Here is a 23697-nt window from a genome sequence, read left to right on the forward strand (position 1 = left end):
GGCCTAGGCCGGTTCCTCGATCTTGTAGGGCGGGGTGGAGATGCCACCGACCCGGTAACGGCCCCACGGGTCGGGGTCGGTGAGCGTCCCCTCCGCCTGGCCGGTGGGGGTGCGCAGCACTGCGGTCCGCGCGCCTCCTTCGACCCGGCTGGTGACGTCGTCGTGCTTCTTGATCCGCCCGTACCAGTGGTAGCGGCCGTCGATCGGCTGGAAGTAGCCCCGCAGCTCGACCTCGACCGCGACTTCTTCTTCTCCGAAGACGAGGGTGGCGTCGCCGCGGTAGCCCTCTTCGTCGTGCTCGTGCTCGCTCATCAGTCCACCAATCGCAGAGGGGTGAGGGGCTTTGCGGGGTCTGCCTGGACGCCCGCCGACCGCAGCAGCCCGTCGATGGCGTGCCAGATCAGCGTGGCGAGGTACTCGCTGAGGTTCGCGCGGGACATGGTCTGGCGGTCGAGCCACCAGTCGCCCGCGTTCTGCACCATGCCGACGAGCGCGTGCGCCCACGGCTCGGCGCCGCCGGAGTCCATCTCGAAGGAACGCAGGTAGTCGCCCAGGATCCGGGCCAGCGTCGACGCGATGAGGTTCTTGTCCTCGGCGACGACGTCCTTCTCGACCGGTCGGTCCACGAAGGACCCCTTCACCACGAACCGGTAGAGGTTCGGGTTCTCCTCGATCACCGACAGGTAGGCGTCGACGATCCCCAGGATGCGGCCGCGGATCGGGCCGTCGGCGATCAGCGCGGGCCCCATCCGGTCCATCAGCAGTTCGGTGGCCTTCTGGCCCACTGCCAGGTACAGGTCGGACTTGTCGGTGAAGTGCCGGTAGAGCACGGGCTTGCTGACGCCGGCCTCCGCGGCCACGTCGTCCATGCCGACGTCCGGGCCCTTCTTGGCCACGGCGGCGATCGTGGCCTCCACGAACTCCGCCCTGCGCTGCTCGCGATGACCCTTCCATCGCTCACGTCGCGCGTCCGGCCCCTTGACAGTACGTGCCATGTGACGCACGCTACCAGAAGTAACCGTTACCTCAAGTAACACCTACCGGGGAGGGCAACCGATGAGGGTCGCCGATCGGGAGAAGACAGCGGAGCGGCTGCTCAAGTCGTCCGCCGAGAAGTTCTACGACCCCGAGGTGGACATCGACTGGTCCGCACCTCTGGTCGACGGTCTCTTCTACATCCCTGAACAGCGCATTTCGCTCTACGGCACGCCTCTCTACGACTCGCTCTCGCAGGAGCAGCGCATCGAGCTGTCGAAGCACGAACTGGCGTCGATCGCGTCCGTCGGCCTGTGGTTCGAGCTGCTGCTCATGCAGATGCTCGTGAAGGTCGTCTACAACACCGACCCGACCACGCGGCACGCCCAGTACGCGCTGACCGAGGTCGCCGACGAGTGCCGTCACTCGACGATGTTCGCGCGCCTGGTCGAACGGATCGGCTGCCCGGCCTACGGGCCCACGCGCCACACGCACCGCCTGGGCAAGCTGCTGCCGATCATCGGCTACGGCCCCGCCATGTACGGGTCGATCCTGGTCGCGGAGGAGATCCTCGACCGGCTGCAGCGCGAGGCGATGACCGACGACACCGTCCAGCCGCTCGTGCGGATGGTGAACCGGATCCACGTGCTGGAAGAGGCCCGGCACGTGCGGTTCGCGCGCGAGGAGCTGCTGCGCGGCATGTCGGAGCTCAAGGGCTACGAGCTGCCCTACCAGAAGTGGCTGGTCGGGTACGTGTCGATGATGATCACGCGCGCGATCATCAACCCCGCCGCGTACGCCGCCGTCGGCCTGGACGTCCGCGAGGCGCACCGGGCCGCGCTGGGCAACGAGCGGTTCCAGGAGATGATCCGCTGGGCAGGCGAGCGGATCATGACGTTCCTGGACGAGGCCGGACTCGTGGGAAGGCCGGGGATGCGCTCATGGCGTCGCTCGTTCTTGATCGGCTGAACGTCGTCACGTCGGGGACTTCGCCCTCCGACGTGACCGCGGTCCTGCTGCACGGCTGGACCATGGATCTGACCACCTGGGACCGCGTCGCCGCCGCACTGCCTGGCCGGGTGGTCCGGTACGACGTGCGCGGTCATGGTGGGTCTTCCGGCGCGGGGACGATCTCGGAGCTGGCCGACGACCTGGCCGCTGTGCTGGAGGAATGCGCTCCGACCGGGCGGATCGTGCTCGCCGGCCACTCGCTGGGCGGCATGACGATCATGGCGCTGGCCGAGCAGCGCCCCGAGCTGTTCGAGCGGGTGTCCGGGGTGGCGTTGATCGCCACGTCGTGCGGGAACCTGCCCCAGCAGCTGTGGGTGGAGCGGCTCGCCGGGCGGTGGCTGGCCGGACGGCCCAAGGTCGGGTTCGGCCGCGTGATCGCGCCGGGGCTGCGGATGACGTTCGGGCGGCGGCCCCGGTGGGCCGACGTGCGCGCGGCCGCGGCGATGGCGGGGAACACGACCGGTGAGGCGTTCGTCGGGATCCGCGAGGAACTGACGCTGCACCAGCGGCGGGAAGCGCTGGCGGTGCTGGCGGACATCCCCACGGTCGTGATGGCCGGGTCGTGGGACGTGCTCACGCCGATGCGGCACTCACGGGTGCTGGCCGAGGCGTTGCCGGGCGCGCAGTTCGTGATCTATCCGAAGACCGGGCACATGCTGCCGCTGGAACGGTCCGAGGACGTGGCGAGACGAATAGCCGCGCTGATGTGAGAAAAGGGCCCGCACTCGCGGGCCCTTTTCGTCCGGTGGTGTCAGTGCTGGAGCGGGAACCCGCCACCGATGCCGCGCCAGGCCAGGTTGGAGATCAGGGCCACGGCGTCTTCCTTGGGCACGCGGCGGTTGTCCGCGAGCCACGACCGCGCCGTGACCTGAGACAGCCCGACCAGGCCGACGGCCAGCAGGCGAGCCCGCTCTTCGTCGAGGCCCGCGTCCGCGGTGATCGTGTCGGTGATCGCGTCCACGGAGTCGGTGGTCGCGCGTTCCACGGCCGACTGCACGGCCGGTTCGGAGCGCAGGTCCGACTCGAACACCATGCGGAACGCCTGGCCCTCGCCGTCCACGAAGTCGTAGAACGCGGCCACGGCGGCGCGGACGCGGAGCTTGTTGTCCGTGGTGGAACCGATGGCGGTGCGCACGCGGCCGACCAGCTCGTCCACATGGGACTCCAGGAGCGCCATGTAGAGCTCCAGCTTGCCCGGGAAGTGTTGGTACAGCACCGGCTTGGACACGCCCGCACGCTCGGCGATCTCGTCCATCGCCGCGGCGTGGTAGCCGTTGGCGACGAACACGTCCTGCGCCGCTGCCAGCAGTTGCGCGCGGCGGGCGGTGCGCGGCAGTCGAACGCCCCTGCCTGCGGGTGCGCTCTGCGCCGTCTCCGTCATGGTGCCTCCAGCACGAGTGATCCGGCCGTCGGACAGGGATTGCCAGACCGAGGCTGAGCGCAACCTTACTCGCTGGTAGCCGACTTCCGGGAACCATCTTGCCGTTCTTTCCCGCATCCTGGTCCGGTGAGCACCTTGATTCCCGCCCCGTTGTCCACGGTCGCGCTGCCGCCGCTGGACAAGTCTCAGACGCCGTGGCCCGGCCAGTTCCAGCAGGTCGACGACCACGAGGTGCACGTCAGGATCACGCCGGGGGAAGGGCCTCCGGCCGTGTACGTGCACGGGCTCGGCGGGTCCGCGACGAACTGGACGGACCTGGCGGCCCAGCTGCGGCAGCACGTCCGCGGGTACTCGATCGACCTGCCCGGATTCGGGCGGTCGGAACCGATTCCCGGCTACGACTTCAGTCTCGCCACGCACGCGCGCACGGTGATCAAGTATTTGGAAACGCTCTCACAACCCGTGCACCTGTTCGGCAACTCCATGGGTGGTGCGATTTCGGTCATGGTGGCCGCCAGCAGGCCGGATCTGGTGAGGACGCTCACGCTCGTCTCGCCGGCCGTGCCCGATCTGCGGCCCCGCCTCGACCGCATGTCCGACCCGCGGATGGCGCTCGCCGTCCTGCCGGTCGTCGGGGCCAGGGTGCGGCGCGAGCTCGCGAAGCTGTCCGCACACCAGCGCACCAGGCAGATGCTGGAGCTGTGCTTCGCCGACCCGAGCGTGGTGCCCGACCACCGCATCGAGGAGTCGATCAAGGAGAACGAGGAGCGCGCCCGGCAGCAGTGGGCGGGACAGGCGCTCAACCGCAGCACGTTCGGCCTGATGCAGAGCTGGCTCACGCCCGGCCCGAAGTCGCTGTGGCGGCTGTTGCCCCTGGTCAAGGCGCCCACGCTGGTGCTCTGGGGCGAGAACGACCGGCTCGTCAGCGTGCGCAAGGGACCGCGGACGGCACGCCTGCTGCCCAAGGGGCGACTGCTGGTGCTCCCCAGGACCGGCCACGTCGCCCAGATGGAGCGGCCCGCCACCGTGGCGAGGGCCGTGCTGGGCATGTGGGAGGCGGTCGACCGACACTCATGGTGATGAACGACGGCCATACGGGGGGTGTGGGACCCTGGAGCACGTGAATCGCGCCCCCGAGCGAGGACGTACTGCTCCGCCCGCTGACCGCTACCGTCGCGGCGAGCGCCGGACCAGCGCGGAACCGCTTGCGGCCGCCTGGGAACCGGAGGCCACCCAGGCCCTGCGAAGGCCGCGCAAGCGTCGTGGTGTGAAGAAGCTCGTCGCCAACTACGGCTGGCGGATCTACGCGATCCCGGTCCTGCTCGTGTTGACGGCCCTGGTGGTGCTCGACACGGTGCAGCCGAAGTCGCCCGCGACCGGCGACGGCGGCAGCACGAACGCCGCCGAGACGCCCGCGAGCACGCCGGAGGCCCCCGCGTCCGAGCTGCCGGCCAAGAAGCCCGACCTGAAGATCCCGACCGCCGAGCTGCCGGCCGGTCCGGACTTCTCGCAGGACGGCGTCGGCACGTTCAAGGTGATCGCGGGCAGCGGTCCGCGCGTCGGCGAGGCCAACGCGCCGAAGTTCCGCAAGTACGCGATCGCCGTCGAGGACGGTGTGAAGCCCGCCGACTTCAACGACGACCCGGCCGCGTTCGCGCGCACGATCGACGGAATCCTCTCCGACCCGCGCAGCTGGATCGGCACCAAGCAGGTCGCGCTGCAGCGGGTCGAGGCGAACCAGAACCCGGACTTCGTCGTGGCGCTGACCACGACGAAGACGACCCACACGCTGTGCGGCAAGGAGATCCCGTTCGAGACCTCCTGCTACCACCCGCCGACCGAACGCGTGATCATCAACGTCGCCCGCTGGGTGCGCGGCGCCATGGCCTACGGCTCTGACCTGGCTGGATACCGCACCTACCTGATCAACCACGAGGTCGGTCACGCCCTGGGCAGCAAGCACGCGCCCTGCCCGGAGAACGACGCGCCGGCCCCGGTGATGATGCAGCAGACGTTCGGCGTCTCGAACGACTTCGTCTCACAGCTCAACGCGGGCCAGGACGTCGTGCCCGCCGACGGCAAGGTGTGCAAGACGAACGCGTTTCCCGCAGGCTGAGACAGCTTTCCAACGGGGAAGAGTCGAGGCAGGGTAGACGTTGTCTCGGACACGGAGACATTCGTCGAGGAGGACCAGCATGGCGCTTCCGCCGCTCGTTGAGCCAGCCGCGGAGCTGACCAAGGAAGAAGTCGCGCGCTACAGCCGCCACTTGATCATCCCGGACGTCGGGGTGGACGGGCAGAAGCGGCTGAAGAACGCGAAGGTGCTCGTCGTCGGCGCGGGCGGCCTGGGCAGCCCGGCACTGCTGTACCTGGCCGCGGCCGGGGTCGGCACGCTCGGCGTCGTGGACTTCGACGTCGTGGACGAGTCGAACCTGCAGCGCCAGGTGATCCACGGCCAGTCCGACGTCGGCCGCCCGAAGGCGGAGTCGGCGCGCGACTCGGTCGCCGAGATCAACCCGTTCGTCAAGGTGATCCTGCACCAGACGCACCTCAACTCCGAGAACGCGCTGGAGATCTTCCGCGACTACGACCTGATCCTCGACGGCACCGACAACTTCGCCACCAGGTACCTGGTGAACGACGCCGCGGTGCTGCTGGGCAAGCCGTACGTGTGGGGTTCGATCTTCCGGTTCGAGGGCCAGGTCAGCGTCTTCTGGGAGGACGCCCCGAACGGCCAGGGCCTCAACTACCGCGACCTCTACCCGGAGCCGCCGCCTCCCGGCATGGTCCCGTCGTGCGCCGAGGGCGGCGTGCTGGGCGTGCTGTGCGCGTCGATCGGCTCGATCATGGTGACCGAGGCGATCAAGCTGCTCACGGGCATCGGTGACCCGCTGCTGGGCCGCCTGATGGTCTACGACGCGCTGGAGATGTCCTACCGGACGATCAAGATCCGCAAGGACCCGGAGTCGCCGAAGATCACCGAGCTGATCGACTACGAGGCGTTCTGCGGTGTCGTGTCCACGGACGCGCAGCAGGCGGCCGCGGGCAACACGATCACGCCCCTGGAGCTCAAGCACAAGCAGGAGTCCGGTGAGGACTTCCTGCTGGTGGACGTGCGTGAGCCGCACGAGTACGAGATCGTCAAGATCCCGGGCTCGGTGCTGATCCCCAAGGACAAGATCCTGTCCGGGGAGGCGTTCTCGGAGCTGCCGCAGGACAAGCCGCTGGTGCTGCACTGCAAGTCCGGCGCTCGTTCCGCGGAGGCGCTCGCGGCGCTGCACAAGGCGGGCTTCAAGGACGCCGTGCACGTCGGCGGCGGTGTGCTGGCCTGGGCCCGCGAGGTCGACCCGAGCCTGCCCACGTACTGATGGCTTGACGGCGTCTGCAAGTACTACCAACGGCCTAGCTGGTAGTACTTGCAGACGCTCCGGCCTTGGGCTGACCGGGCCCGACCCGAGCGAGCGAGGGTTTCGCGTGTTCGCGCCGGTCGTCCGGTCGCCCCTTCGTGCTGGATTCGGCGAAGCCCAATCCGGTACGAAGCGGTGGCCGGATGACCGGCTTCCCGGCGAACACGCCCGGAGTCTGCGGAGCAGCGACCAAAAAACACGGTAGCGTGCCCCTCCGTGACCAGGTCCCCCGAGCCGCCCCCAGCGCACGTGCGTGCGGCGTTCGGGGCACGTGACGCCGAGCCGGAGCTCATCGACGGCGGTCCCGCCTGGCGCTGCGGTGACGCCACGATCAGACCGTCTCCCCGGCCCGCCGAGGCGACCTGGATCGCCAAGACCCTCGACGGCCTCGACGTCCACCACCTGCGCATCGGCAGACCGTTGCGTTCCACGGACGGCAGGTACGTCGTCGGCGGCTGGTCCGCCACCAAGTTCCTGGCCGGCCGGGCCGAGGCGCGGCACGACGAGGTCATCGCCGTCGCCCAGCGCCTGCACCAGGCCACCGCCGAGCTGCCCAAGCCCCGGTTCCTGGACGCGCGCACGGACGTGTTCGCCGTCGCCGACCGCAAGGCGTGGGGCGAGGAGGACGTGCCGCTCGAGGCCGACCTCGGCGGCAGGCTGTTCGACCTGCTCAAGGAGGCTCAGAAGCCGATCAACCTGAAGCCGCAGGTCGTGCACGGTGACCTGTTCGGCAACGTGCTGTTCGCGGGCAACGCGCCGCCGGCCGTCATCGACTTCACCGCCTACTGGCGTCCCGCCGAGTGGGCCGCCGCCGTGATCGCGGTCGACGCCGTCGCGTGGGGTGGCGCGGACTCCGGGCTGTTCCACCGGTGGAGCCACCAGGCGGAGTGGGAGCAGGCGCTGGTGCGCGCGACGCTGTTCCGGCTGGCCGTGCACGCGCTGCACCCGTTGTCAACGCCACAGTCCTTTGCGGGCTTGGAACGTGCTGCTCACCACGTGACCGCACTGCTCTGAGCGGGTCATTTTCCACTGACGAAACATTGCGGAGCATCGGGTTAACGCGAGCTTCTTAGCGTCAGCGGCGTGACCCATTGCCCCTACTGCGCGCTGCAGTGCTCCATGAGCGTCATCGACGGCCAGGTGACACCTGGTCCCGGTGGGCTGTGCCAGAAGGGCTGGACGGCAGGGGAGCTGCTGCGCCATCCCGGCCGCCTCACCACGCCTCTTCTGCACGGTCAGCCGGTGTCGTGGGACGAGGCCCTCGACTTCGTGGCCGCACGGATCACCTCCTACGAGCCCGACGAGGTCGCCGTGTTCGGCGGCGGCGGGCTGACGAACGAGAAGGCCTACGCGCTCGGCAAGTTCGCGCGCGTCGCCCTGAAGACCTCGCAGATCGACTACAACGGCCGGTTCTGCATGTCGTCGGCCGCCGCCGCGGGCAACAAGGCGTTCGGGCTGGACCGCGGCCTGCCGTTCCCCCTGACCGACCTCCGCGGCGCCGACACCGTGCTGCTGGCGGGCTCGAACCCGGCCGAGACGATGCCGCCGTTCCTGCGGCACCTCGAAGGCGCACGGCTGATCGTCATCGACCCGCGGCGCACGCCGACCGCCGAGCGCGCGACGTTGCACCTGCAGCCCGCGCCGGGCACGGACCTGGCGCTGGCACTCGGACTGCTGCACACCGCGGTCATCGAGGGCGTGATCGACAAGGAGTACGTCAACTCCCGGACCTCGGGTTTCGACGAGGCCTGGCGGGTGGCGGCCGCGTGGTGGCCCGAGCGCGTCGAACGGGTGACGGGCGTGTCCGCCGCCGACCAGCGCGCCGCCGTGCACATGCTGGCCGGGCGGTCGTACGTGCTGACCGGGCGCGGCACCGAGCAGCACGCGTCCGGCACCGACAACGTCTCGGCGTGGATCAACCTGGCTCTGGCGCTGGGACTTCCCGGGCGGGCCGGCTCCGGTTACGGCTGCCTGACCGGGCAGGGCAACGGTCAGGGCGGGCGGGAGCACGGCCAGAAGGCCGACCAGCTGCCCGGCTACCGCAAGATCGACGATCCCGTCGCGCGGCAGCACATCATGGACGTCTGGGACGTGTCGTGGCTGCCCGGTCCTGGGCGCAGCGCGTACGAGCTGCTGGTCGCGGAAGACATCAAGGCGATGCTGGTGTTCGGCAGCAACCCGGTGGTGTCGGCGCCGAGGGCGTCCGGTGTCGTCGACCGGTTCAAGGCGCTGGACCTGCTGGTGGTGGCGGACTTCGTGATGTCGGAGACCGCCGCGATGGCCGACGTCGTGTTCCCGGTGACGCAGTGGGCCGAGGAAGACGGCACGATGACCAACCTCGAAGGCCGGATCATCAGGCGCCGCAAGGCACTCGACCCTCCGGCCGGTGTGCGCAGCGACCTGGAGCTGTTGCAGGGCCTCGCCTCGCGGCTCGGTGTGGGCGAGAAGTTCCCGGTGGCACCGGTCGAGGTCTTCGAGGAGCTGCGGCGCGCGTCGGCCGGCGGCCTCTCCGACTACTCCGGCATCACCTACGAGCGGCTGGAGTCCGAGCAGCTGCACTGGCCGGTGCCGTCAGTGGATCATCCCGGCACCCCGAGGCTCTTCCTCGACCGGTTCGCGCATCCGGACGGCCTGGCGCGGTTCATCCCGGTCGACCACCGCGGCCCCGCCGAGCCGCCGGACGAGGAGTACCCGTTGCAGGCCACCACCGGGCGCGTCCTGCAGCACTACCAGTCGGGAGCGCAGACGCGGCGGATCGGCGAGCTGATGAAGGCCGTTCCCGAGATGTACGTCGAGGTGCACCCCGACACGGCTTCGCGGGCGGGCCTCGCTTCCGGCGAGTCCGCACACGTCGTGTCCAGGCGGGGAACGGTGACAGCGGTCGTGCGGTGCGTGCCGAGCATGCGCGCCGACGCGGTGTTCCTGCCGTTCCACTTCCCCGGTGACGGGCGGGCGAACCTGCTCACCAACCCCGCGCTCGATCCCACGAGCCGGATGCCCGAGTTCAAGGTCTGCGCGGTTCGATTGGAGCGGGCATGAGGCGAGTCGTGATCGTCGGGTACGGCATGGCAGGTGCGCGGCTGGCGGACGAACTGCGCCGCCGGGACGCCGACATCTCCATCACCGTCGTGGGTGCGGAACCGCACGCCGCGTACAACCGCGTGCTGTTGTCGACGGTGGTGGCGGGCACGATGACGCCCGAGTCGACGCGGCTGCACGACGACAGGTGGGCGGAGGAGCACCGCGTCGACCTGCGGCTGGGCTGGGAAGTGGTGGAGGTCGACCGCGCCGCGCGCACCGTGGTGGTCGGCAGGGCGGGCGGTGCCGATCCGGAGCCCGCCGTCGAGTCCATCCCCTACGACGCCCTCGTCCTCGCCACCGGCAGCGTCCCCTGGGTTCCGCCCGCCGAAGGCCTCACCGAGGACGGCAAGCTCGCCCCCGGCGTCGTCGCGTTCCGCACCCTCGACGACTGCGCCCAGATCGAGGCCAAGGCGGACAAGGGCATGCCCGTCGCCGTCCTCGGCGGCGGCCTGCTCGGCATCGAGGCCGCCCGCGGGCTGGCCGGACGCGGCTGCCTGGTCACCGTCGTCCACCCCGTCGGCCACCTCATGGAACGTCAGCTCGACCCCGGCGCCGGTGGCGTGCTCGCCCGCACGCTCGGCAAGCTCGGCATCGAGTTCCGCCTGAACTCGCTGGCCACCAAGTACCTGCCCGGCGACGGCCTGATCCTCGACGACGGCACGCACGTCCCCGCCGAACTCGTCGTGGTCTCCGCCGGCGTGCGCGCCGAGACCTCACTGGCGGTGCGCGCCGGCCTGACCGTCGACCGCGGCATCGTCGTGGACGACGCGCTGCGCACCAGCGACCCGCGCATCCACGCCATCGGCGACTGCGCCCAGCACCCCGGCACGGTGTCGGGTCTGGTGCAGCCCGCGTGGGACCAGGCCACCGTGCTCGCGGACCGCCTGACCGGCGCGGACCCGGCTGCCCGGTACCTGGGCACCTCCGTCGTCACGCGGCTGAAGGCGCGCGACGTCGACCTCGCGGCGCTGGGTGACGTGCACACCGATGTGGACTGCCCGGACTCGGAGGTCCTGTGCTTCCAGGAACCTTCGCGCGGCCGGTACGCCAAGCTCGTGCTGCGCGACGACCGGGTGACGGGCGCGATCGTGCTGGGGGCGCCGGACGCGGCGGCCACGATCACCCAGCTCTACGACCGCGGCATCCCCGCGCCGACCGACCGCCTGGCGTTGCTGCTGGGACGTGCGCTGCCCGCCGAGGCCGCGTCACCGGCCGATCTGCCGTCCAGCGCGGTGATCTGCCGGTGCAACACCGTCTCCAAGGGACAGATCGTGTCGGCCTGGCGTGCGGGCGCCGAGTCGTTGCCGCAGCTGGCGGAGGCGACTCGCGCGACCACGGGCTGTGGTGGCTGCAAGGACGCTGTGTGCGGGCTGCTCGACTGGCTCGGGGCCTCACAGCCCGCCCCGGCCTGATGTGCGGCGGAGTTGCCTTCGCCGTCACCGCCCAGAACGCCTCGGTAATGCGAGGTTCCTAGTTTTTGCGGCAACGCCGACCCCGCGGAGGACTTCAATGAGCTGGATCGACCACTGGGAGCCGGAGAAGCCCGAGTTCTGGGAGAACAAGGGCAAGCGGATCGCCCGCAAGAACCTCGTGTTCTCCATTCTCGCGGAGAACCTCGGGTTCAGCGTCTGGGTGCTGATGAGCATCGTCGTCGTGAGCCTCGGCTCCGTCGGCTTCGACTTCAGCGTCGGACAGCAGTTCTGGCTGCTGATCGTGCCGAACCTGGTGGGTGCCGCGCTGCGGGTGCCGTACACGTTCGCGGTGCCGCGCTTCGGTGGCCGGGCGTGGACGACGATCAGCGCAGGGTTGCTGCTCATCCCGTGCACGATGCTCGCCTACGCGGTGTCGACGCCGGGCACGCCCTACTGGTTCTTCCTGCTCACCTCGGCCGCGATGGGCCTTGGCGGCGGCAACTTCTCGTCGTCGATGGCGAACATCTCGTTCTTCTACCCCGAGGGCAAGAAGGGCCTGGCGCTCGGCCTGAACGCGGCCGGCGGCAACCTCGGTGTGGCGATCACGCAGCTCCTCGTGCCGATCGTGATCACCATCGGCACCGGGATCCACCTCGCCTACGCGGCGCTGATCTGGATGCCGTTCATCGTTCTCGCCACGGCGTGCGCGTGGTTCTTCATGGACAGCCTCACCCAGGCCAAGCCGGACGGGCAGTCGTACAAGCTGGCGCTGTCGAACCGGCACACGTGGGTGATGTCCTTCCTGTACATCGGCACGTTCGGCTCGTTCATCGGGTTCTCATTCGCGTTCCCGTCGCTGATCAAGATCAGTTTCGTGGACTACAAGGGCTGGGTGGCGCTCGCGTTCCTCGGCGCCCTGATCGGCTCGGTGGCCCGTCCGCTCGGTGGCTGGCTGGCCGACCGCGTCGGTGGCGCCAAGGTGACGCTGGGCACGTTCGTCGGACTCGGCATCGGCACCATCGGCGTCATCGTCAGCGTCGACTCGCGGAACTTCGCGCTGTTCTTCGGCTCGTTCATCGCGTTGTTCGTGCTGGCGGGCGTGGGCAACGGCTCGACGTACCGCATGATCCCGGCCATCTTCCGCACCCAGTCGGACGACGACAAGTCCGCGAAGCGCCAGGCCGCCGCCGTCGTCGGCATCGCGGGTGCGATCGGCGCCGCCGGTGGTGTGCTGGTGAACCTGGTCTTCAAGTTCTCGCTGGAGGGCTCGAAGACCCTGGCGCCCGCGCTGACCGCGTTCCTGGTGTTCTACGGGCTCTGCGTCGGCACCACGTGGTGGTTCTACCTGCGGCGCAACGTGTTCGCGACGCGTCCGTCGCTCGCCTACGCGGGCGTGTGACGCACAACTCGCTGATCTGCGGAGAGAGTTTCCTTTAACACCCGCGAAATACCGCGGACCTTGGGATGACACGCCGCCCGGTGAGCATACCGGGCGGAAGGAGGAATGCCCGATGACCCAGACTCTGGTCGTAGTTGGCAACGGCATGGTCGGCCACCGGCTCGTCGAGATCCTTCGTGACTCGTCCTGGCGGATCGTGGTTTTCGGCGAGGAGTCCCGTCCCGCCTACGACCGCGTCGCGCTGTCGTCCTATGTGGACAGCTGGACCTTCGCGGACCTGGAGCTGCCCGCGCTGAGCGGCTGCGAGCTCCGGCTCGGCGAGAAGGCCGTGTCCGTGGACCGCGCCCGCAAGGTCGTCGTGGGCGCCTCGGGTGTCGAGGTCTCCTACGACGCTCTGGTGCTGGCCACCGGCTCGGTGCCGTTCGTGCCGCCGGTGCCCGGCCGTGACCTGCCCGGATGCCACGTCTACCGCACGGTCGACGACCTGGACGAGATCCGGGCGACGGTCGAGGCCGCTGCCCGGCCCGGCCGGCGTTCCGGCATGGTGCTCGGTGGTGGCCTGCTCGGCCTGGAGGCCGCCAACGCGTTGCGCGGCATGGGAGTCTCGCCGCACGTCGTGGAACTGGCGCCGCGGCTGATGCCGATCCAGGTCGACGAAGGTGGCGCCGGGCTGCTGAAGCGCCTGGTCGAGAAGCTCGACCTGACCGTGCACACCGGGACGTCCGCGTCCTCGATCGAACGCGACGGGTCGCGGTTGATCGCGAAGCTGGCCAGCGGGCTCGAGCTGGACCTGGACGTCGTGGTGTTCAGCGCGGGCATCCGGCCGCGCACCGACCTGGACCTGGGGCTGGAGCTGGGGCCGCGCGGCGGTTACCTGGTCGACGCGGCCTGCCGCACCGCCGACCCGAACGTGTTCGCGATCGGTGAGTGCGCCGCCGTCGAGGGCGTCACGTACGGCCTGGTGGCCCCCGGCTACTCGATGGCCGAGGTGGTCGCCGACCAGCTCTCCGGCGGTGCGCGGGTGTTCCCCGGTGCCGACGTGTCCACGAAGCTGAAGCTGCTCGGGGTGGACGTGGCGTCGTTCGGCGACGCGCACGCCCAGACCGAGGGCGCGCTGGAAGTCGTGGTGAACAACGCCGTCGCGGGCACCTACAGCAAGCTCGTGGTGTCGGACGACGCCCGCATCCTGCTCGGTGGCGTGCTCGTCGGCGACGCGTCGTCGTACCTGTCGCTGCGGCCGTTGGTGGGCAAGGAGGTTCCGGCCGCGTTGCTGCAGCCGGGCGGGGCCGTGGACGTGGAGATGCCTGCTGACGCGCAGGTCTGCTCCTGTCTCGCGGTGACCAAGCAGACGATCACCGACGCGATCCAGTCCGGTGTGGCGTGCGACGTGGCCGAGCTGAAGGCGTGCACCAAGGCCGGCACCGGCTGCGGCTCGTGCGTGCCGATGCTGAAGAAGCTGCTGACCGAGTGTGGTGTCGAGCAGTCCAAGGCGTTGTGCGAGCACTTCACGTACTCCCGCGCGGAGCTGTTCGAGATCATCCAGGCGACGCGCGTGACGACGTTCTCCGCGCTGATCGAGAAGCACGGCACCGGACGTGGTTGCGACATCTGCAAGCCCGCGGTCGCCTCGATCCTCGCGTCGCTGGGCAACGGGCACATCCTGGGCGAGACGCAGGTCTCGTTGCAGGACACCAACGACAGGTTCCTGGCGAACCTGCAGCGCAACGGCACCTACTCGGTCGTGCCGCGCATCCCCGGCGGTGAGATCACGCCGGAGAAGCTGATCGTCATCGGCGAGGTGGCCCGTGACTACGGCCTGTACACGAAGATCACCGGCGGCCAGCGCATCGACCTGTTCGGCGCGACCGTCGACCAGCTGCCGGAGATCTGGCGCAGATTGGTCGACGCGGGCTTCGAGTCCGGGCACGCGTACGGCAAGTCGTTGCGCACGGTGAAGTCCTGCGTCGGCACGACGTGGTGCCGTTACGGCGTGCAGGACTCCGTCGGCCTCGCCATCGAGCTGGAGCTGCGCTACCGGGGCCTGCGGTCGCCGCACAAGCTCAAGTCGGCCGTCTCCGGCTGTGCCCGCGAGTGCGCCGAGGCGCGCAGCAAGGACTTCGGCATCATCGCCACGGAGAACGGCTGGAACCTCTACGTGGCGGGCAATGGCGGGTTCACGCCGCGGCACGCCGACCTGCTCGTGTCCGATGTGGACACGGAGACGCTGATCCGCGTGATCGACCGGTTCCTGATGTTCTACATCCGCACGGCTGACCGGTTGCAGCGCACCGCCGCGTGGCTGGAAGGGCTCGACGGCGGGCTCGACCACCTGCGCGAGGTGATCGTCGACGACAAGCTCGGCATCTGCGCCGAACTGGAGACCGCGATGGAGTCGCACGTCTCCGACTACGCCGACGAGTGGCGTGGAGTGCTGGAGGACCCGGAGAAGCTGGCGAGGTTCACGTCGTTCGTGAACGCGCCGGGCGTCCCCGATCCCACGATCTCGTTCCGCGTTGAACGCGGTCAGCGCGTCCCCGTGTCCCTGGGCATCCCGGAGGTCGTCAGATGATCGTCTGTGACTTTGACGTGTTGCGGCCGGAACAAGGTGTCGCCGCCTTGCGGCCCGACGGCTCGCAGGTCGCGGTGTTCCTGACCGCGGACGGCACGGTGCACGCGCTCGACAACATCGACCCGTTCAGCGGCGCCGCGGTGCTGTCGCGCGGCATCGTGGGCGACCGCGGCGGCGTTCCCGTCGTGGTGTCACCTGTCTACAAGCAGGCGTTCGAGCTGGCGACGGGCAAGTGCCTCGACGAACCGTCCGTCTCCGTTGCGGTGCATCAAGTGCGCGTGCGTGACGGTGTTGTGGAGCTGACATGACGGGTCCGCTGGCGGGCTTCACGATCGGCGTCACCGCGGCCCGCCGGGCCGACGAGCTCATCGCGATGCTGGAACGCAAGGGCGCCTCGGTGCTGCACGGTCCGGCCTTGCGGATCGTGCCGCTGCCCGACGACGCCAACCTGCACGCCGCCACACTGGAACTCGTGTCGTCACCCGTGGACGTCGTCGTCGCGACCACCGCGATCGGCTTCCGCGGGTGGTTCGAGGCCGCCGAGGGATGGGGACTCGCCGCGCGTCTGCACCGTGCGCTGGAAGGCGCCGTGGTCCTGCCACGTGGCCCGAAGGCCAAGGGTGCGGTCCGCGCGGCCGGCCTGGTCGAGGCCTGGTCGCCTGAGTCCGAGTCGAACGCCGAGCTGCTGCAGTACCTGCTGCGGATGGGCGTGTCGGGCAAGCGGGTCGCCGTTCAGCTGCACGGCGAGCCGTTGCCGGACTTCGTGAACACGCTGGAGGCCGCCGGGGCTCTCGTCGTCGAGATCCCGGTCTACCGGTGGGAGCCGCCGGCGGATCTGGGGCCGTTGCAGCGGTTGATCGACGCCGTCCTGGCCGGGCAGGTGGACGCCCTGACGTTCACCTCGGCGCCTGCGGCTTCTTCTGTGCTGCGCACGGCTCCGGATTTTGGGGCTTTGGTTTCCTGTTTGCGGCGCGATGTTCTGGTCGTCGGGGTCGGCGCGATCACCGCCGGGCCGTTGGTGGCCGCCGGGATTCCCGTTGTGCAACCGGCCCGGTCGCGCATCGGGTCGATGGTGCGGGAGCTGGCGCTGGAGCTGCCCTCACGGGCGTTGCGGTTGCGGATCGCTTCCCGTGACATGGAGATGCGCGCGCAGGCCGTGGTGATCGACGGTGAGCTGCGCCCCGTCGCACCGGCTCCCATGGCCGTGCTGCGGACTCTGGTGGCTGCTCGTGGCCGGGTGGTGTCGCGACAGGACCTGTTGGCGGCCCTGCCTTCCGGTGGGGAGGAGCACGCCGTCGAGACGGCGATCGGGCGGTTGCGGACCGCCCTGGGGTCGCCGCAGATGGTGTGCACGGTCGTGAAGCGTGGTTACCGGCTAGCGATGGAGCCTGCATGAAACTGGTGTTGGCGTTCCACGGGACGCGTGATCCGCGTGGGGCCGTGGTGTGCTCGGAGATCGCCGCTGCGGTTCAGGCGTCGGTGGACCTGCCCGTCGAGGTCGCGTACGCCGATGTGCGGCAGCCGGACGTCCGGTCTGTTGTGGACGGTCCCTGTGTTGTGGTGCCGGTGTTCTTGGCTGCCGGGTACCACGTCCGGGTGGACATCCCCGAGCAGATCGGGCGCCGGTCTGATGTGGTGCTGACTTCGCCGGTCGGGTTGGACGCGGTACCGGCGGTGCGGGATCGGTTGCGGGAGGCAGGTTTCCGCCGCGGCGACGCAGTTGTGCTCGCCGCGGCGGGTTCTTCCGATGCTCGGGCCTTGGCCACCGTCCGGCAGGCTGCGGCTCTGCTCGGTGCGGCTGGGGTCGGGTATGTGGCTACCGCTACGCCGCGTGTGGCCGATGTGGTGGCTGGGTTGACGGGGCGGGGGCGGCGGGTGGCTGTTGCTTCCTGGCTGTTGGCGCCTGGGGTGTTTCACGGGTCGCTTGCGGCTTGTGGTGCGGATGTCGTGGCTGAGCCGATCGGGGCGCATCCGCTTGTGGTGGATGTGGTTCTGCGGAAGTACTTCGAGGCTCGGGCCCTGCTGTTGCGATCTGCGTGACGCCGTGCGGGTCGGCTTGCGTTGGCCCGTTCCTGTTCCAGCGGGGTGGGTCGCGTTCCTGGTGTTCGGTCGCCTTGCGAGGGTGGTTGCGCGGGTCGTGACGAAGTGCGGGGTTGCGATTGGGGCTTGACCTTGAGCCTCTGGCGGGGGCTGAAAAGCGCCCGGCCGTGCCCATGAGGGGAGCATCCCGCCCCCTCAAGGTAAAGCCCCAATCGCCGTGAGCGGGGTGCACCGCTACCCGGCGCCCTAGGTTCGGACGGCTCGCTTCGCATCGCCACGCCAGGACTCGTACGTGGTCGCCTTGCGTTGGCGGGCGCCTATTGGCACCGCGCGGGTCTGGTTGCGGTGGCTGGTTCCTGTGCCAGCGGAGGGGTCGCCTGCCGTGCGTGCCGTCACCTTGCGAGGGTGGGCGCGTTCGGTGCGGGCGGTCACCTGGCCCGTGCCGTGTGGGCTGTCACCAGAGGCCGGGTACCTCGTCGGACTCCTTGCGGGCGTCCTCCCAGCGGTACTCCCGCAGGTCCACCTTGCCGTCGAGGTTCGGCACACCCTCCTCGTGCAGCATCTGCAACTGGGTGTCGCGCAGGTGCGGCGCGCAGGTGCCGTCGGCCTTGAGGACGCGTTGCCACGGCAGGTCGTTGCCGTCCTCGTTGAGGATGCGGCCGACCAGCCGTGGCGACGGGGCCTTGGCGAGATCTGCGATGTCGCCGTAGGTGGCGACTCGTCCGCGTGGGATGGCCTTGATGAAGTCGCGGACTCGCTCGTGGATCTCTTCGTCCATGCGCCGAGTCTAGCTAGATGCTCCTGGACCACTGGGCGACGGCGGCGTGGTAGTCGGGGGCGTTCGGGGCGTAGTTGATGGAGTGGCCGTAGCCGTTGAGGATGTAGGTGTCCAGGCGCGGGGCCTCCGGGAAGAACGGGGCCTCGTCCGCCTTCAGAGCGGCGGGGGAGGAGCAGTCGCTGCCCATCAGCGGGAGCCCGGAGCTGCAGAAGTGGGTGTCGTTGCCCACGACGATGAAGACCGGGACGTTGATCCTGCGCGAGATCGGGATGATCACCGTGTTGAGCAGGATGGTGTCCACGGCCTCGGTGGCGGAGAAGACGTCCTTGGTGGCCTCGTCGAACGAGATGGAGCCCGGGATCAGCGGGCCCGGTTTGTGGAACGAGTTGTAGCGGGTGTCCGGCATCGTGGTGAGGTAGCCGAGGTCCAGGCCCGCCGGGATCATGTTGGCGAGCACGGGGACGACGGTTATGTAGTTCATCTTGTGCGTGAAGCCGGTGACCAGGACGCCGTCCACGTCTCGGTGGGTGCCCGCCTCGATCATCGCCATCGCGGAGCCGATGGAGTGGCCCGCGACGATCACCTTGGTGAAGCGGGGTTTCAGGGTCGTGATGACCTGGTGGACCGCGCTGGCCTGGGTCGAGGCGGTGATCAGGGCGCTCAGCGGCTTGGAGCTCTTGCCTGTGCCCAGGCGGTCCAGCGCGAGCGTGGCGAAGCCCGCGTTGTTCTGGGCCTGGGTGAACGAGTGGGTCGACGGCTCGAAGCCGACGTCCCAGTACGTCCTGTCGTAGGTGCCGCCCGGGATCAGGACCTGCACGGTCGTCGCGCCCGTGGGGACGCACAACCTGCCTGCCACGGTCTCCTGCGAGGTGACCAGCGGGGTCAGGCCGATGCGCACGGGGTAGGTGACGTCCTGGCACTCCGTGGCGGCGGAGGCCGGCGGCGGGGCTAACAGGGTTCCGGTGGCGAGCAGCGCGATGGCGCACAGCCGGCGGAAACGCATGGGGGAACTACCTCCAACTAGTTGCGGGGGACGGCCCTCATGAGCAGGCCGTTCGGGTACGGCGCGGACGTGAACTTCACGCGCGCCGGACGGGTCGGGACGAGGCGCCACTTCGCCGCGATGGTCGCGAGCGTGATGACGATCTCGGTCTGGGCGAAGGTGTTGCCGAGGCACTGGCGGTTGCCGCCGCCGAACGGGATGAACGCGCCGCGCGGCAGGCCGGCGGCGAACTCGGGCGTCCAGCGGTCGGGCCAGAAGCGTTCCGGTGACGGGAAGTAGCGCTCGTCGTGGTGCAGCGCGTGCGGGCTGACGATCACCTCGGCACCGGCGGGCAGTGTGACCTCGCCCAGCTGGACCTCGGTGAGCGTCCGGCGCATCACGAACCAGATCGGGTACTTCCGCAGGGTCTCCTGCACGATCTGCGTGGTGTAGGTCAGCGACGGGACGTCGGCGAACGTCACCGGGCGGTCGCCCACGACCGAGTCGACCTCGGCGTGCAGCCGGCGTTCGACCTCCGGGTCGTCGCCCGTCTCGTAGAGCGCCCAGGCCAGCGCGATCGCCGTGGTCTCGATGCCCGCGGTGAGCAGGGTCAGCACCTCGTCGTAGGTCTGCTGGTCCGTCATGCCGACGCCGTCCTCCTGCGCCAGCAGCAGCATGGACAGGACGTCGCCGTTGTCGGTGCCGTCCGCCCGCCAGCTCTCGATCACTTGCAGCACAACGGATTTCATGCGCGCGATGGCCGCGTCGAACTCCCGGTTGCCCGGCAGCGGGAGCTTCTCCACGAACGACGGGGACAGCGCGCGGATCATGCCCTGCTGGATGACCGTGAAGATGGACCGGCGGACCTCCTCGACCGCGCGTTTGCCGATCTCCGTCGAGAAGAGCGTCTCACCGACGATGGTGACCGCGAGCTCCTGCATGTCGTCCTCGATGACGCGGATCTCGCCGGGGCGCCACCGCGCAGCCAGCGCAGCAGCAGCACGAGCCATCGTCGAGGCATAGGCTTCAATCCGTTCCCGATGGAAGGTCGGCTGCATCATCCGGCGCTGGCGCAGGTGGTACTCGCCGTTCGACAGCAGCAGCCCCGTGCCCAGGTACGGCTGGAACTTGTCGAACATGGCGCCCTTGCGGAACTTCGATCCTTGCGACACAAGTACTTCGTGAGTCAGCGAAGGACTCGTGACGAAGTGCGCGTGCAGCGGGCCGAGGTCGAGACGCACGACGTCGCCGTGTTCGTGCAGCGCGTCGGTGAACTTGGCGCGTTGCGTGAGCATCGACGGCGTGTGCCCGAGCAACGGCCAGCGGTGGGGGGCCACCGGGACGGGCATTCGGACTCCTGAGGAGTTGGGCCGAATGGGGATGGACCACCCTAGGAGCCGTTTGGGGGAAGACGACAGTGCCTGAACGGGTGGTTCCTCGTCACTCTGATGGTTCAGTGCGAGTGGCGCTCGGGTGACTAAGCTCGTGCGTCTTCCCCGAACCGCCACGAAACCGAAGAGGTGCTCCCCGTGGCAGACACCCAGAACTGGGTTCCGCTCGGCATCGACACGAACGTGCCGAGCATGGCCCGCGTCTACGACTACATCCTGGGCGGCGCCCACAACTTCGCCGCCGACCGGCAGGTCGGATCGCAGATCGAGAAGCTGGTGCCAGGCCTGCCCAGCGTCGCCAGACTCAACCGCCGGTTCCTCGGTCGGGCGGTGAACTTCCTGATGGACCAGGGAATTCGCCAGTTCCTCGACATCGGTTCCGGCATCCCGACCGTCGCGAACGTGCACGAGGTCGCCCAGGAACGCGACCCGGCCGCGCGCGTCGTCTACGTCGACAAGGACCCCGTCGCCGTCGCGCACAGTGAACTCATGTTGGCTGACAACAAGAACGCCGCCGTCGTGCAGGCCGACATGCGCGACCCGGAGATCGTGCTGTCGAGTCCCGAGGTGAAGAGGCTGCTGCGCCTCGACGAACCGGTCGGGCTGTTGATGCTGCTCATGATGCACTGGGTGCCCGACGAGGACGGTCCGGACAAGCTCGTCGCCCACTACCGCGACGCGCTGCCCGCCGGCAGCTTCATGGTGATGACGCACGTGGCCAAGGACCAGATCGACGACACCGTCGACCAGGCCGCCGCGGTCGTGAACCGCAGCAAGAGCGCCGACCAGATGCACATGCGCAACCACGCGCAGGTCAGCGCGTTGTTCGACGGCTTTTCCCTGGTGGAGCCCGGTCTCGTCGGGTGCGGGGAGTGGCGTCCGGACGGACCCGGTGACTTCGCCGACGAGGCGTCCATGAACATGTTCTTGTACGCTGGGGTCGGTCGTAAGGACTGAAACCACGCTGTAGTGTCGGAGGATCACACGGTTGGCGCAACGGGCGCCGACTGCCGGTAGGTAAAATGCCGGACACTCTCCAACCCATACAGGGCAACGGGAATGACGAAACCGAGCCGAAGACCCGATGCCGCTCCACCCGAGGACACCGCCGCCGTCCGTGCGCGAGAAGCCTTGTCGCGCAAGTGGAGCTACCTGCTCAGCAGCGTTGTCGTAGTCGCGCTGAGCCGAGACGAGCTGGACGCCGAACTGGGCGCTCAGCTCGACGCATTGTGCGCGGCGCTGCACAGCGAACCGTTCGACCCTGCTCCGTTCGAGGAGGTGGGCGAACGGCTCGTCGCTCTCGGCTACGTCAACGAGCCCGGGCTCAAGCGCACGGTCGACGTGCTCGGCAAAGGCCTGCTGACGCTGGAGGAGTTCCGTTCGAGCGACCAGCACACGGTCCGTGTCGTCGGTGGGATCGGCGCGCTGACGTGCGGCTTCACCGCGGCACGGGCACGCGCGATCCTGGACCAGCAGGAGAGCATGCAGCGCTCGCTGCTCAAGGCCGCCCACGACGCGCAACGCGATCAGCGGCACAGCGAGGCGAAGTTCGAGGGCATCGCGTCCTCGTCCACCAACGGCGTCCTGATCGTCGGTCTCGACGGCCGCCTCGCCTGGGGCAACGAGTCGATCAGCGTGATCATCGGACGTCCGCCGGAACCGGGGACGCGTCTCGTCGAGCTCATCGCGCCGAACTCGATCGTGGCGTTCCGCGAGATGATGGAACGGGTTCTGTCCGAGCGCGGTGAGTTCGAGCGGGAACCGATGCAGCTCGTGCGCGGTGACGGCGAGTTCGCCAAGGTGACGCTCACGGCGTCACTGCTGCGCGACGACGAAGGCAAGGCCAGTCATGTCCTCGTGATGGCGGACGACGACACAGAACTTGCCTTGTTGCAAGGAGAACTGCGCAGGCAGTCGCTGCACGACGTGCTGACCGGGCTGCCGAACAGGCAGTTCTTCACCACCCACCTCGAAACCGTGCTGCGCAGGGCCGACCCCGAGTTCGGCGTCACCATCTTCCACTTCGACCTCGACGCGTTCGGCCTGGTGTGCAACAGCCTCGGCGCGCGGGTGGGCGAACACCTGCTCCAGCACGTCGCGCGCAGGCTGCGGGCCGTGATGTCGCACGAGAACGCCATGATCGCGCGGTTCGACGGCGACGAGTTCGGCATCGTCGTGGAGAACACGGCGCTCACACCGGACGTCGCGACCACGATGGCGACCATCAACGCCGACCTGGCCGAACCGACCTATGTGGACGATCACGGTCTCGCCGTGTCGGTGAGCGCGGGCGTCGTGCACAGGCCGCCGCCCGACGTCGACCCGATCGAGCTGCTGCGCACGGCCGACCTGGCGTTGCGGCAGGCCAAGCGCGACCGCCGCGGGCAGTGGGAGTTGTTCCACACCAACGAGGACACCTCCGGACGCCGTGACGCGGCGCTGGCCGTGGTGATGCCGGGAGCGTGGGAGCAGGGCGACATCGGCGTCGTCTACCGGCCCGTCCGCGACCTGGCGACCGGTGGTCTGGCCGGCGTCGAGGCGCTGCTGCACTGGGACCTGTCCGACCGCTGCGCCGAACTCGCGGACGAGAGCGGGCTCATCCTGCCGATGGGCGAGTGGCTGATCAGGATCGCCGCCGGTCAGGCGCAGTGGTGGCGCCAGCGCGGCGAGCTCGACCAGCAGTTCGGCGTGCGGCTCACGCACCACCAGTCGACCGACGCGGACCTGGTGTCACGGGTGTCGAAGGTGCTGGAGGAGACCGGCATGCCGGGTGCCAGGCTGACGTTGAGCATGCCGGTCGGCGTGCTGGGCGTGGCCGACGCGGCCGACAACCTGAGCACGCTCGCGGACATGGGCGTCCGGATCGCCCTCGACGACTTCGGGCTCGGGCCGCGTGATCTGGCCTGGCTCTCAGCACTGCCGGTGGTGTCCGTGCTGGTGCCGAAGGACCTGGTGCACAGGCAGGACGCCCGCTCCGCCACGTTGATCCCGGCCGTGCACGACCTGGGCGTGAACCTCTGCGTGGACGGGGTCGAGACCGCCGAGCAGGAGAAGTGGTGGCGTGAAGCGGGCGCCGACCTCGCGATCGGCGCCCACTACGGCTCCCCGCTCGACGCGGGCGAGTTCCTGCAGAAGCTCGGTTAGGGCGCAACCCGGAACGTTGGCGAGGTGATCCACGCTCAGCAGGCCGCCTCGCACCACGATGCACCCGTCTGACCGCGAATTACCCCGGCAACGTTCCGGGCCGCACCACTAGTAGAGCGTCGCGGCT

The 23697-nt window shown here is 69.3% G+C and carries 21 protein-coding genes; 15 read left to right on the forward strand and 6 right to left on the reverse strand.

Going from position 1 to position 23697, the window contains the following annotated elements:
• Positions 1-3 precede the first annotated feature (3 nt).
• Complete coding sequence (locus SK571_RS45055; protein ID WP_319990240.1) at positions 4-312, reverse strand: DUF4873 domain-containing protein; 309 nt, start codon at positions 310-312, stop codon at positions 4-6.
• On the reverse strand, positions 312-995 hold the full coding sequence (locus tag SK571_RS45060; protein ID WP_319990241.1) for a TetR/AcrR family transcriptional regulator: 684 nt from the start codon (positions 993-995) through the stop codon (positions 312-314). The genes SK571_RS45055 and SK571_RS45060 overlap by 1 nt, the downstream gene beginning before the upstream one ends.
• A gap of 61 nt (positions 996-1056) precedes the next feature.
• Between SK571_RS45060 and SK571_RS45065 the strand changes: the two genes are divergently transcribed.
• Positions 1057-1944 (forward strand): AurF N-oxygenase family protein, encoded by an 888-nt coding sequence (locus SK571_RS45065; protein ID WP_319990242.1) that lies wholly within the window; start codon positions 1057-1059, stop codon positions 1942-1944.
• Positions 1917-2696, forward strand: a complete 780-nt coding sequence (locus SK571_RS45070; protein ID WP_319990243.1) for an alpha/beta fold hydrolase — start codon at positions 1917-1919, stop codon at positions 2694-2696. The genes SK571_RS45065 and SK571_RS45070 overlap by 28 nt, the downstream gene beginning before the upstream one ends.
• A gap of 41 nt (positions 2697-2737) precedes the next feature.
• Here the strand turns inward: SK571_RS45070 and SK571_RS45075 are convergent, their stop codons facing one another.
• Positions 2738-3367: a TetR/AcrR family transcriptional regulator gene (locus SK571_RS45075; RefSeq protein ID WP_030480925.1), complete on the reverse strand. Its 630-nt coding sequence runs from the start codon at positions 3365-3367 to the stop codon at positions 2738-2740.
• A gap of 126 nt (positions 3368-3493) precedes the next feature.
• On the opposite strand from SK571_RS45075, the gene SK571_RS45080 reads away from it, so the two are divergent.
• The 11 genes from SK571_RS45080 (at position 3494) to SK571_RS45130 (ending at position 17275) form a co-directional block, all read left to right on the forward strand.
• Positions 3494-4447 (forward strand): alpha/beta fold hydrolase, encoded by a 954-nt coding sequence (locus tag SK571_RS45080; protein ID WP_319990244.1) that lies wholly within the window; start codon positions 3494-3496, stop codon positions 4445-4447.
• 40 nt (positions 4448-4487) lie between these two features.
• On the forward strand, positions 4488-5483 hold the full coding sequence (locus SK571_RS45085; RefSeq protein ID WP_319990245.1) for a DUF3152 domain-containing protein: 996 nt from the start codon (positions 4488-4490) through the stop codon (positions 5481-5483).
• Between the two features lie 79 nt (positions 5484-5562).
• A complete protein-coding gene (gene moeZ, locus SK571_RS45090; protein ID WP_090065715.1) occupies positions 5563-6735 on the forward strand; it encodes an adenylyltransferase/sulfurtransferase MoeZ in 1173 nt (390 codons plus the stop codon).
• A gap of 255 nt (positions 6736-6990) precedes the next feature.
• A complete protein-coding gene (locus SK571_RS45095) occupies positions 6991-7788 on the forward strand; it encodes a TIGR02569 family protein (protein ID WP_319990246.1) in 798 nt (265 codons plus the stop codon).
• A gap of 105 nt (positions 7789-7893) precedes the next feature.
• Entirely contained in the window at positions 7894-9813 is a 1920-nt protein-coding gene (locus SK571_RS45100; protein WP_319990257.1) for a molybdopterin oxidoreductase family protein, read from the forward strand.
• Positions 9810-11267, forward strand: a complete 1458-nt coding sequence (locus SK571_RS45105; protein WP_319990247.1) for an FAD-dependent oxidoreductase — start codon at positions 9810-9812, stop codon at positions 11265-11267. Before SK571_RS45100 ends, SK571_RS45105 begins: the two co-directional genes overlap by 4 nt.
• A 97-nt stretch (positions 11268-11364) precedes the next feature.
• On the forward strand, positions 11365-12666 hold the full coding sequence (locus SK571_RS45110; protein ID WP_319990248.1) for a nitrate/nitrite transporter: 1302 nt from the start codon (positions 11365-11367) through the stop codon (positions 12664-12666).
• A gap of 112 nt (positions 12667-12778) precedes the next feature.
• Positions 12779-15235 carry a nitrite reductase large subunit NirB gene (gene nirB, locus SK571_RS45115; RefSeq protein ID WP_319990249.1) on the forward strand — a complete coding sequence of 819 codons (2457 nt, stop codon included), beginning with the start codon at positions 12779-12781 and terminating at the stop codon, positions 15233-15235.
• Entirely contained in the window at positions 15232-15543 is a 312-nt protein-coding gene (gene nirD, locus SK571_RS45120; protein ID WP_090065721.1) for a nitrite reductase small subunit NirD, read from the forward strand. Before nirB ends, nirD begins: the two co-directional genes overlap by 4 nt.
• The gene (locus SK571_RS45125) at positions 15540-16631 is read left to right on the forward strand and encodes a uroporphyrinogen-III synthase (protein WP_319990250.1); all 1092 of its coding nucleotides are present in this window, start codon (positions 15540-15542) and stop codon (positions 16629-16631) included. The genes nirD and SK571_RS45125 overlap by 4 nt, the downstream gene beginning before the upstream one ends.
• Complete coding sequence (locus SK571_RS45130; protein WP_319990251.1) at positions 16628-17275, forward strand: sirohydrochlorin chelatase; 648 nt, start codon at positions 16628-16630, stop codon at positions 17273-17275. The genes SK571_RS45125 and SK571_RS45130 overlap by 4 nt, the downstream gene beginning before the upstream one ends.
• Positions 17276-17729: 454 nt before the next feature.
• Here SK571_RS45130 and SK571_RS45135 read toward each other — a convergent pair whose 3' ends face one another.
• Genes SK571_RS45135 through SK571_RS45145 form a run of 3 tightly spaced genes read right to left on the reverse strand, consistent with a single transcriptional unit; the run spans position 17730 to position 20384 of the window.
• Entirely contained in the window at positions 17730-18053 is a 324-nt protein-coding gene (locus SK571_RS45135; protein ID WP_319990252.1) for an MGMT family protein, read from the reverse strand.
• A 13-nt stretch (positions 18054-18066) separates the two neighbouring features.
• Positions 18067-19056, reverse strand: coding sequence for an alpha/beta hydrolase (locus SK571_RS45140; RefSeq protein WP_319990253.1), 990 nt, complete (start codon positions 19054-19056; stop codon positions 18067-18069).
• 17 nt (positions 19057-19073) lie between these two features.
• A complete protein-coding gene (locus SK571_RS45145; RefSeq protein WP_319990254.1) occupies positions 19074-20384 on the reverse strand; it encodes a cytochrome P450 in 1311 nt (436 codons plus the stop codon).
• A 180-nt stretch (positions 20385-20564) separates the two neighbouring features.
• On the opposite strand from SK571_RS45145, the gene SK571_RS45150 reads away from it, so the two are divergent.
• Together SK571_RS45150 and SK571_RS45155 are read left to right on the forward strand one after the other, a co-directional pair.
• Positions 20565-21383 (forward strand): SAM-dependent methyltransferase, encoded by an 819-nt coding sequence (locus tag SK571_RS45150; protein WP_319990255.1) that lies wholly within the window; start codon positions 20565-20567, stop codon positions 21381-21383.
• A 102-nt stretch (positions 21384-21485) separates the two neighbouring features.
• Positions 21486-23570, forward strand: coding sequence for a putative bifunctional diguanylate cyclase/phosphodiesterase (locus SK571_RS45155; protein ID WP_319990256.1), 2085 nt, complete (start codon positions 21486-21488; stop codon positions 23568-23570).
• The last annotated feature ends 127 nt before the right edge of the window (positions 23571-23697 follow it).

The sequence above is a fragment of the Lentzea kristufekii genome (assembly GCF_033949925.1).
GTDB classification, from domain to species: Bacteria; Actinomycetota; Actinomycetes; order Mycobacteriales; family Pseudonocardiaceae; genus Lentzea; species Lentzea kristufekii.

Coding starts and splice junctions, on each gene's coding strand:
- SK571_RS45055 (WP_319990240.1), bottom strand. CDS start 312: ATGAGCGAGCACGAGCACGACGAAGAGGGCTACCGCGGCGACGCCACC.
- SK571_RS45060 (WP_319990241.1), bottom strand. CDS start 995: ATGGCACGTACTGTCAAGGGGCCGGACGCGCGACGTGAGCGATGGAAG.
- SK571_RS45065 (WP_319990242.1), top strand. CDS start 1,057: ATGAGGGTCGCCGATCGGGAGAAGACAGCGGAGCGGCTGCTCAAGTCG.
- SK571_RS45070 (WP_319990243.1), top strand. CDS start 1,917: ATGGCGTCGCTCGTTCTTGATCGGCTGAACGTCGTCACGTCGGGGACT.
- SK571_RS45075 (WP_030480925.1), bottom strand. CDS start 3,367: ATGACGGAGACGGCGCAGAGCGCACCCGCAGGCAGGGGCGTTCGACTG.
- moeZ (WP_090065715.1), top strand. CDS start 5,563: ATGGCGCTTCCGCCGCTCGTTGAGCCAGCCGCGGAGCTGACCAAGGAA.
- SK571_RS45100 (WP_319990257.1), top strand. CDS start 7,894: ATGAGCGTCATCGACGGCCAGGTGACACCTGGTCCCGGTGGGCTGTGC.
- SK571_RS45105 (WP_319990247.1), top strand. CDS start 9,810: ATGAGGCGAGTCGTGATCGTCGGGTACGGCATGGCAGGTGCGCGGCTG.
- SK571_RS45110 (WP_319990248.1), top strand. CDS start 11,365: ATGAGCTGGATCGACCACTGGGAGCCGGAGAAGCCCGAGTTCTGGGAG.
- nirB (WP_319990249.1), top strand. CDS start 12,779: ATGACCCAGACTCTGGTCGTAGTTGGCAACGGCATGGTCGGCCACCGG.
- nirD (WP_090065721.1), top strand. CDS start 15,232: ATGATCGTCTGTGACTTTGACGTGTTGCGGCCGGAACAAGGTGTCGCC.
- SK571_RS45125 (WP_319990250.1), top strand. CDS start 15,540: ATGACGGGTCCGCTGGCGGGCTTCACGATCGGCGTCACCGCGGCCCGC.
- SK571_RS45130 (WP_319990251.1), top strand. CDS start 16,628: ATGAAACTGGTGTTGGCGTTCCACGGGACGCGTGATCCGCGTGGGGCC.
- SK571_RS45135 (WP_319990252.1), bottom strand. CDS start 18,053: ATGGACGAAGAGATCCACGAGCGAGTCCGCGACTTCATCAAGGCCATC.
- SK571_RS45140 (WP_319990253.1), bottom strand. CDS start 19,056: ATGCGTTTCCGCCGGCTGTGCGCCATCGCGCTGCTCGCCACCGGAACC.
- SK571_RS45145 (WP_319990254.1), bottom strand. CDS start 20,384: ATGCCCGTCCCGGTGGCCCCCCACCGCTGGCCGTTGCTCGGGCACACG.
- SK571_RS45155 (WP_319990256.1), top strand. CDS start 21,486: ATGACGAAACCGAGCCGAAGACCCGATGCCGCTCCACCCGAGGACACC.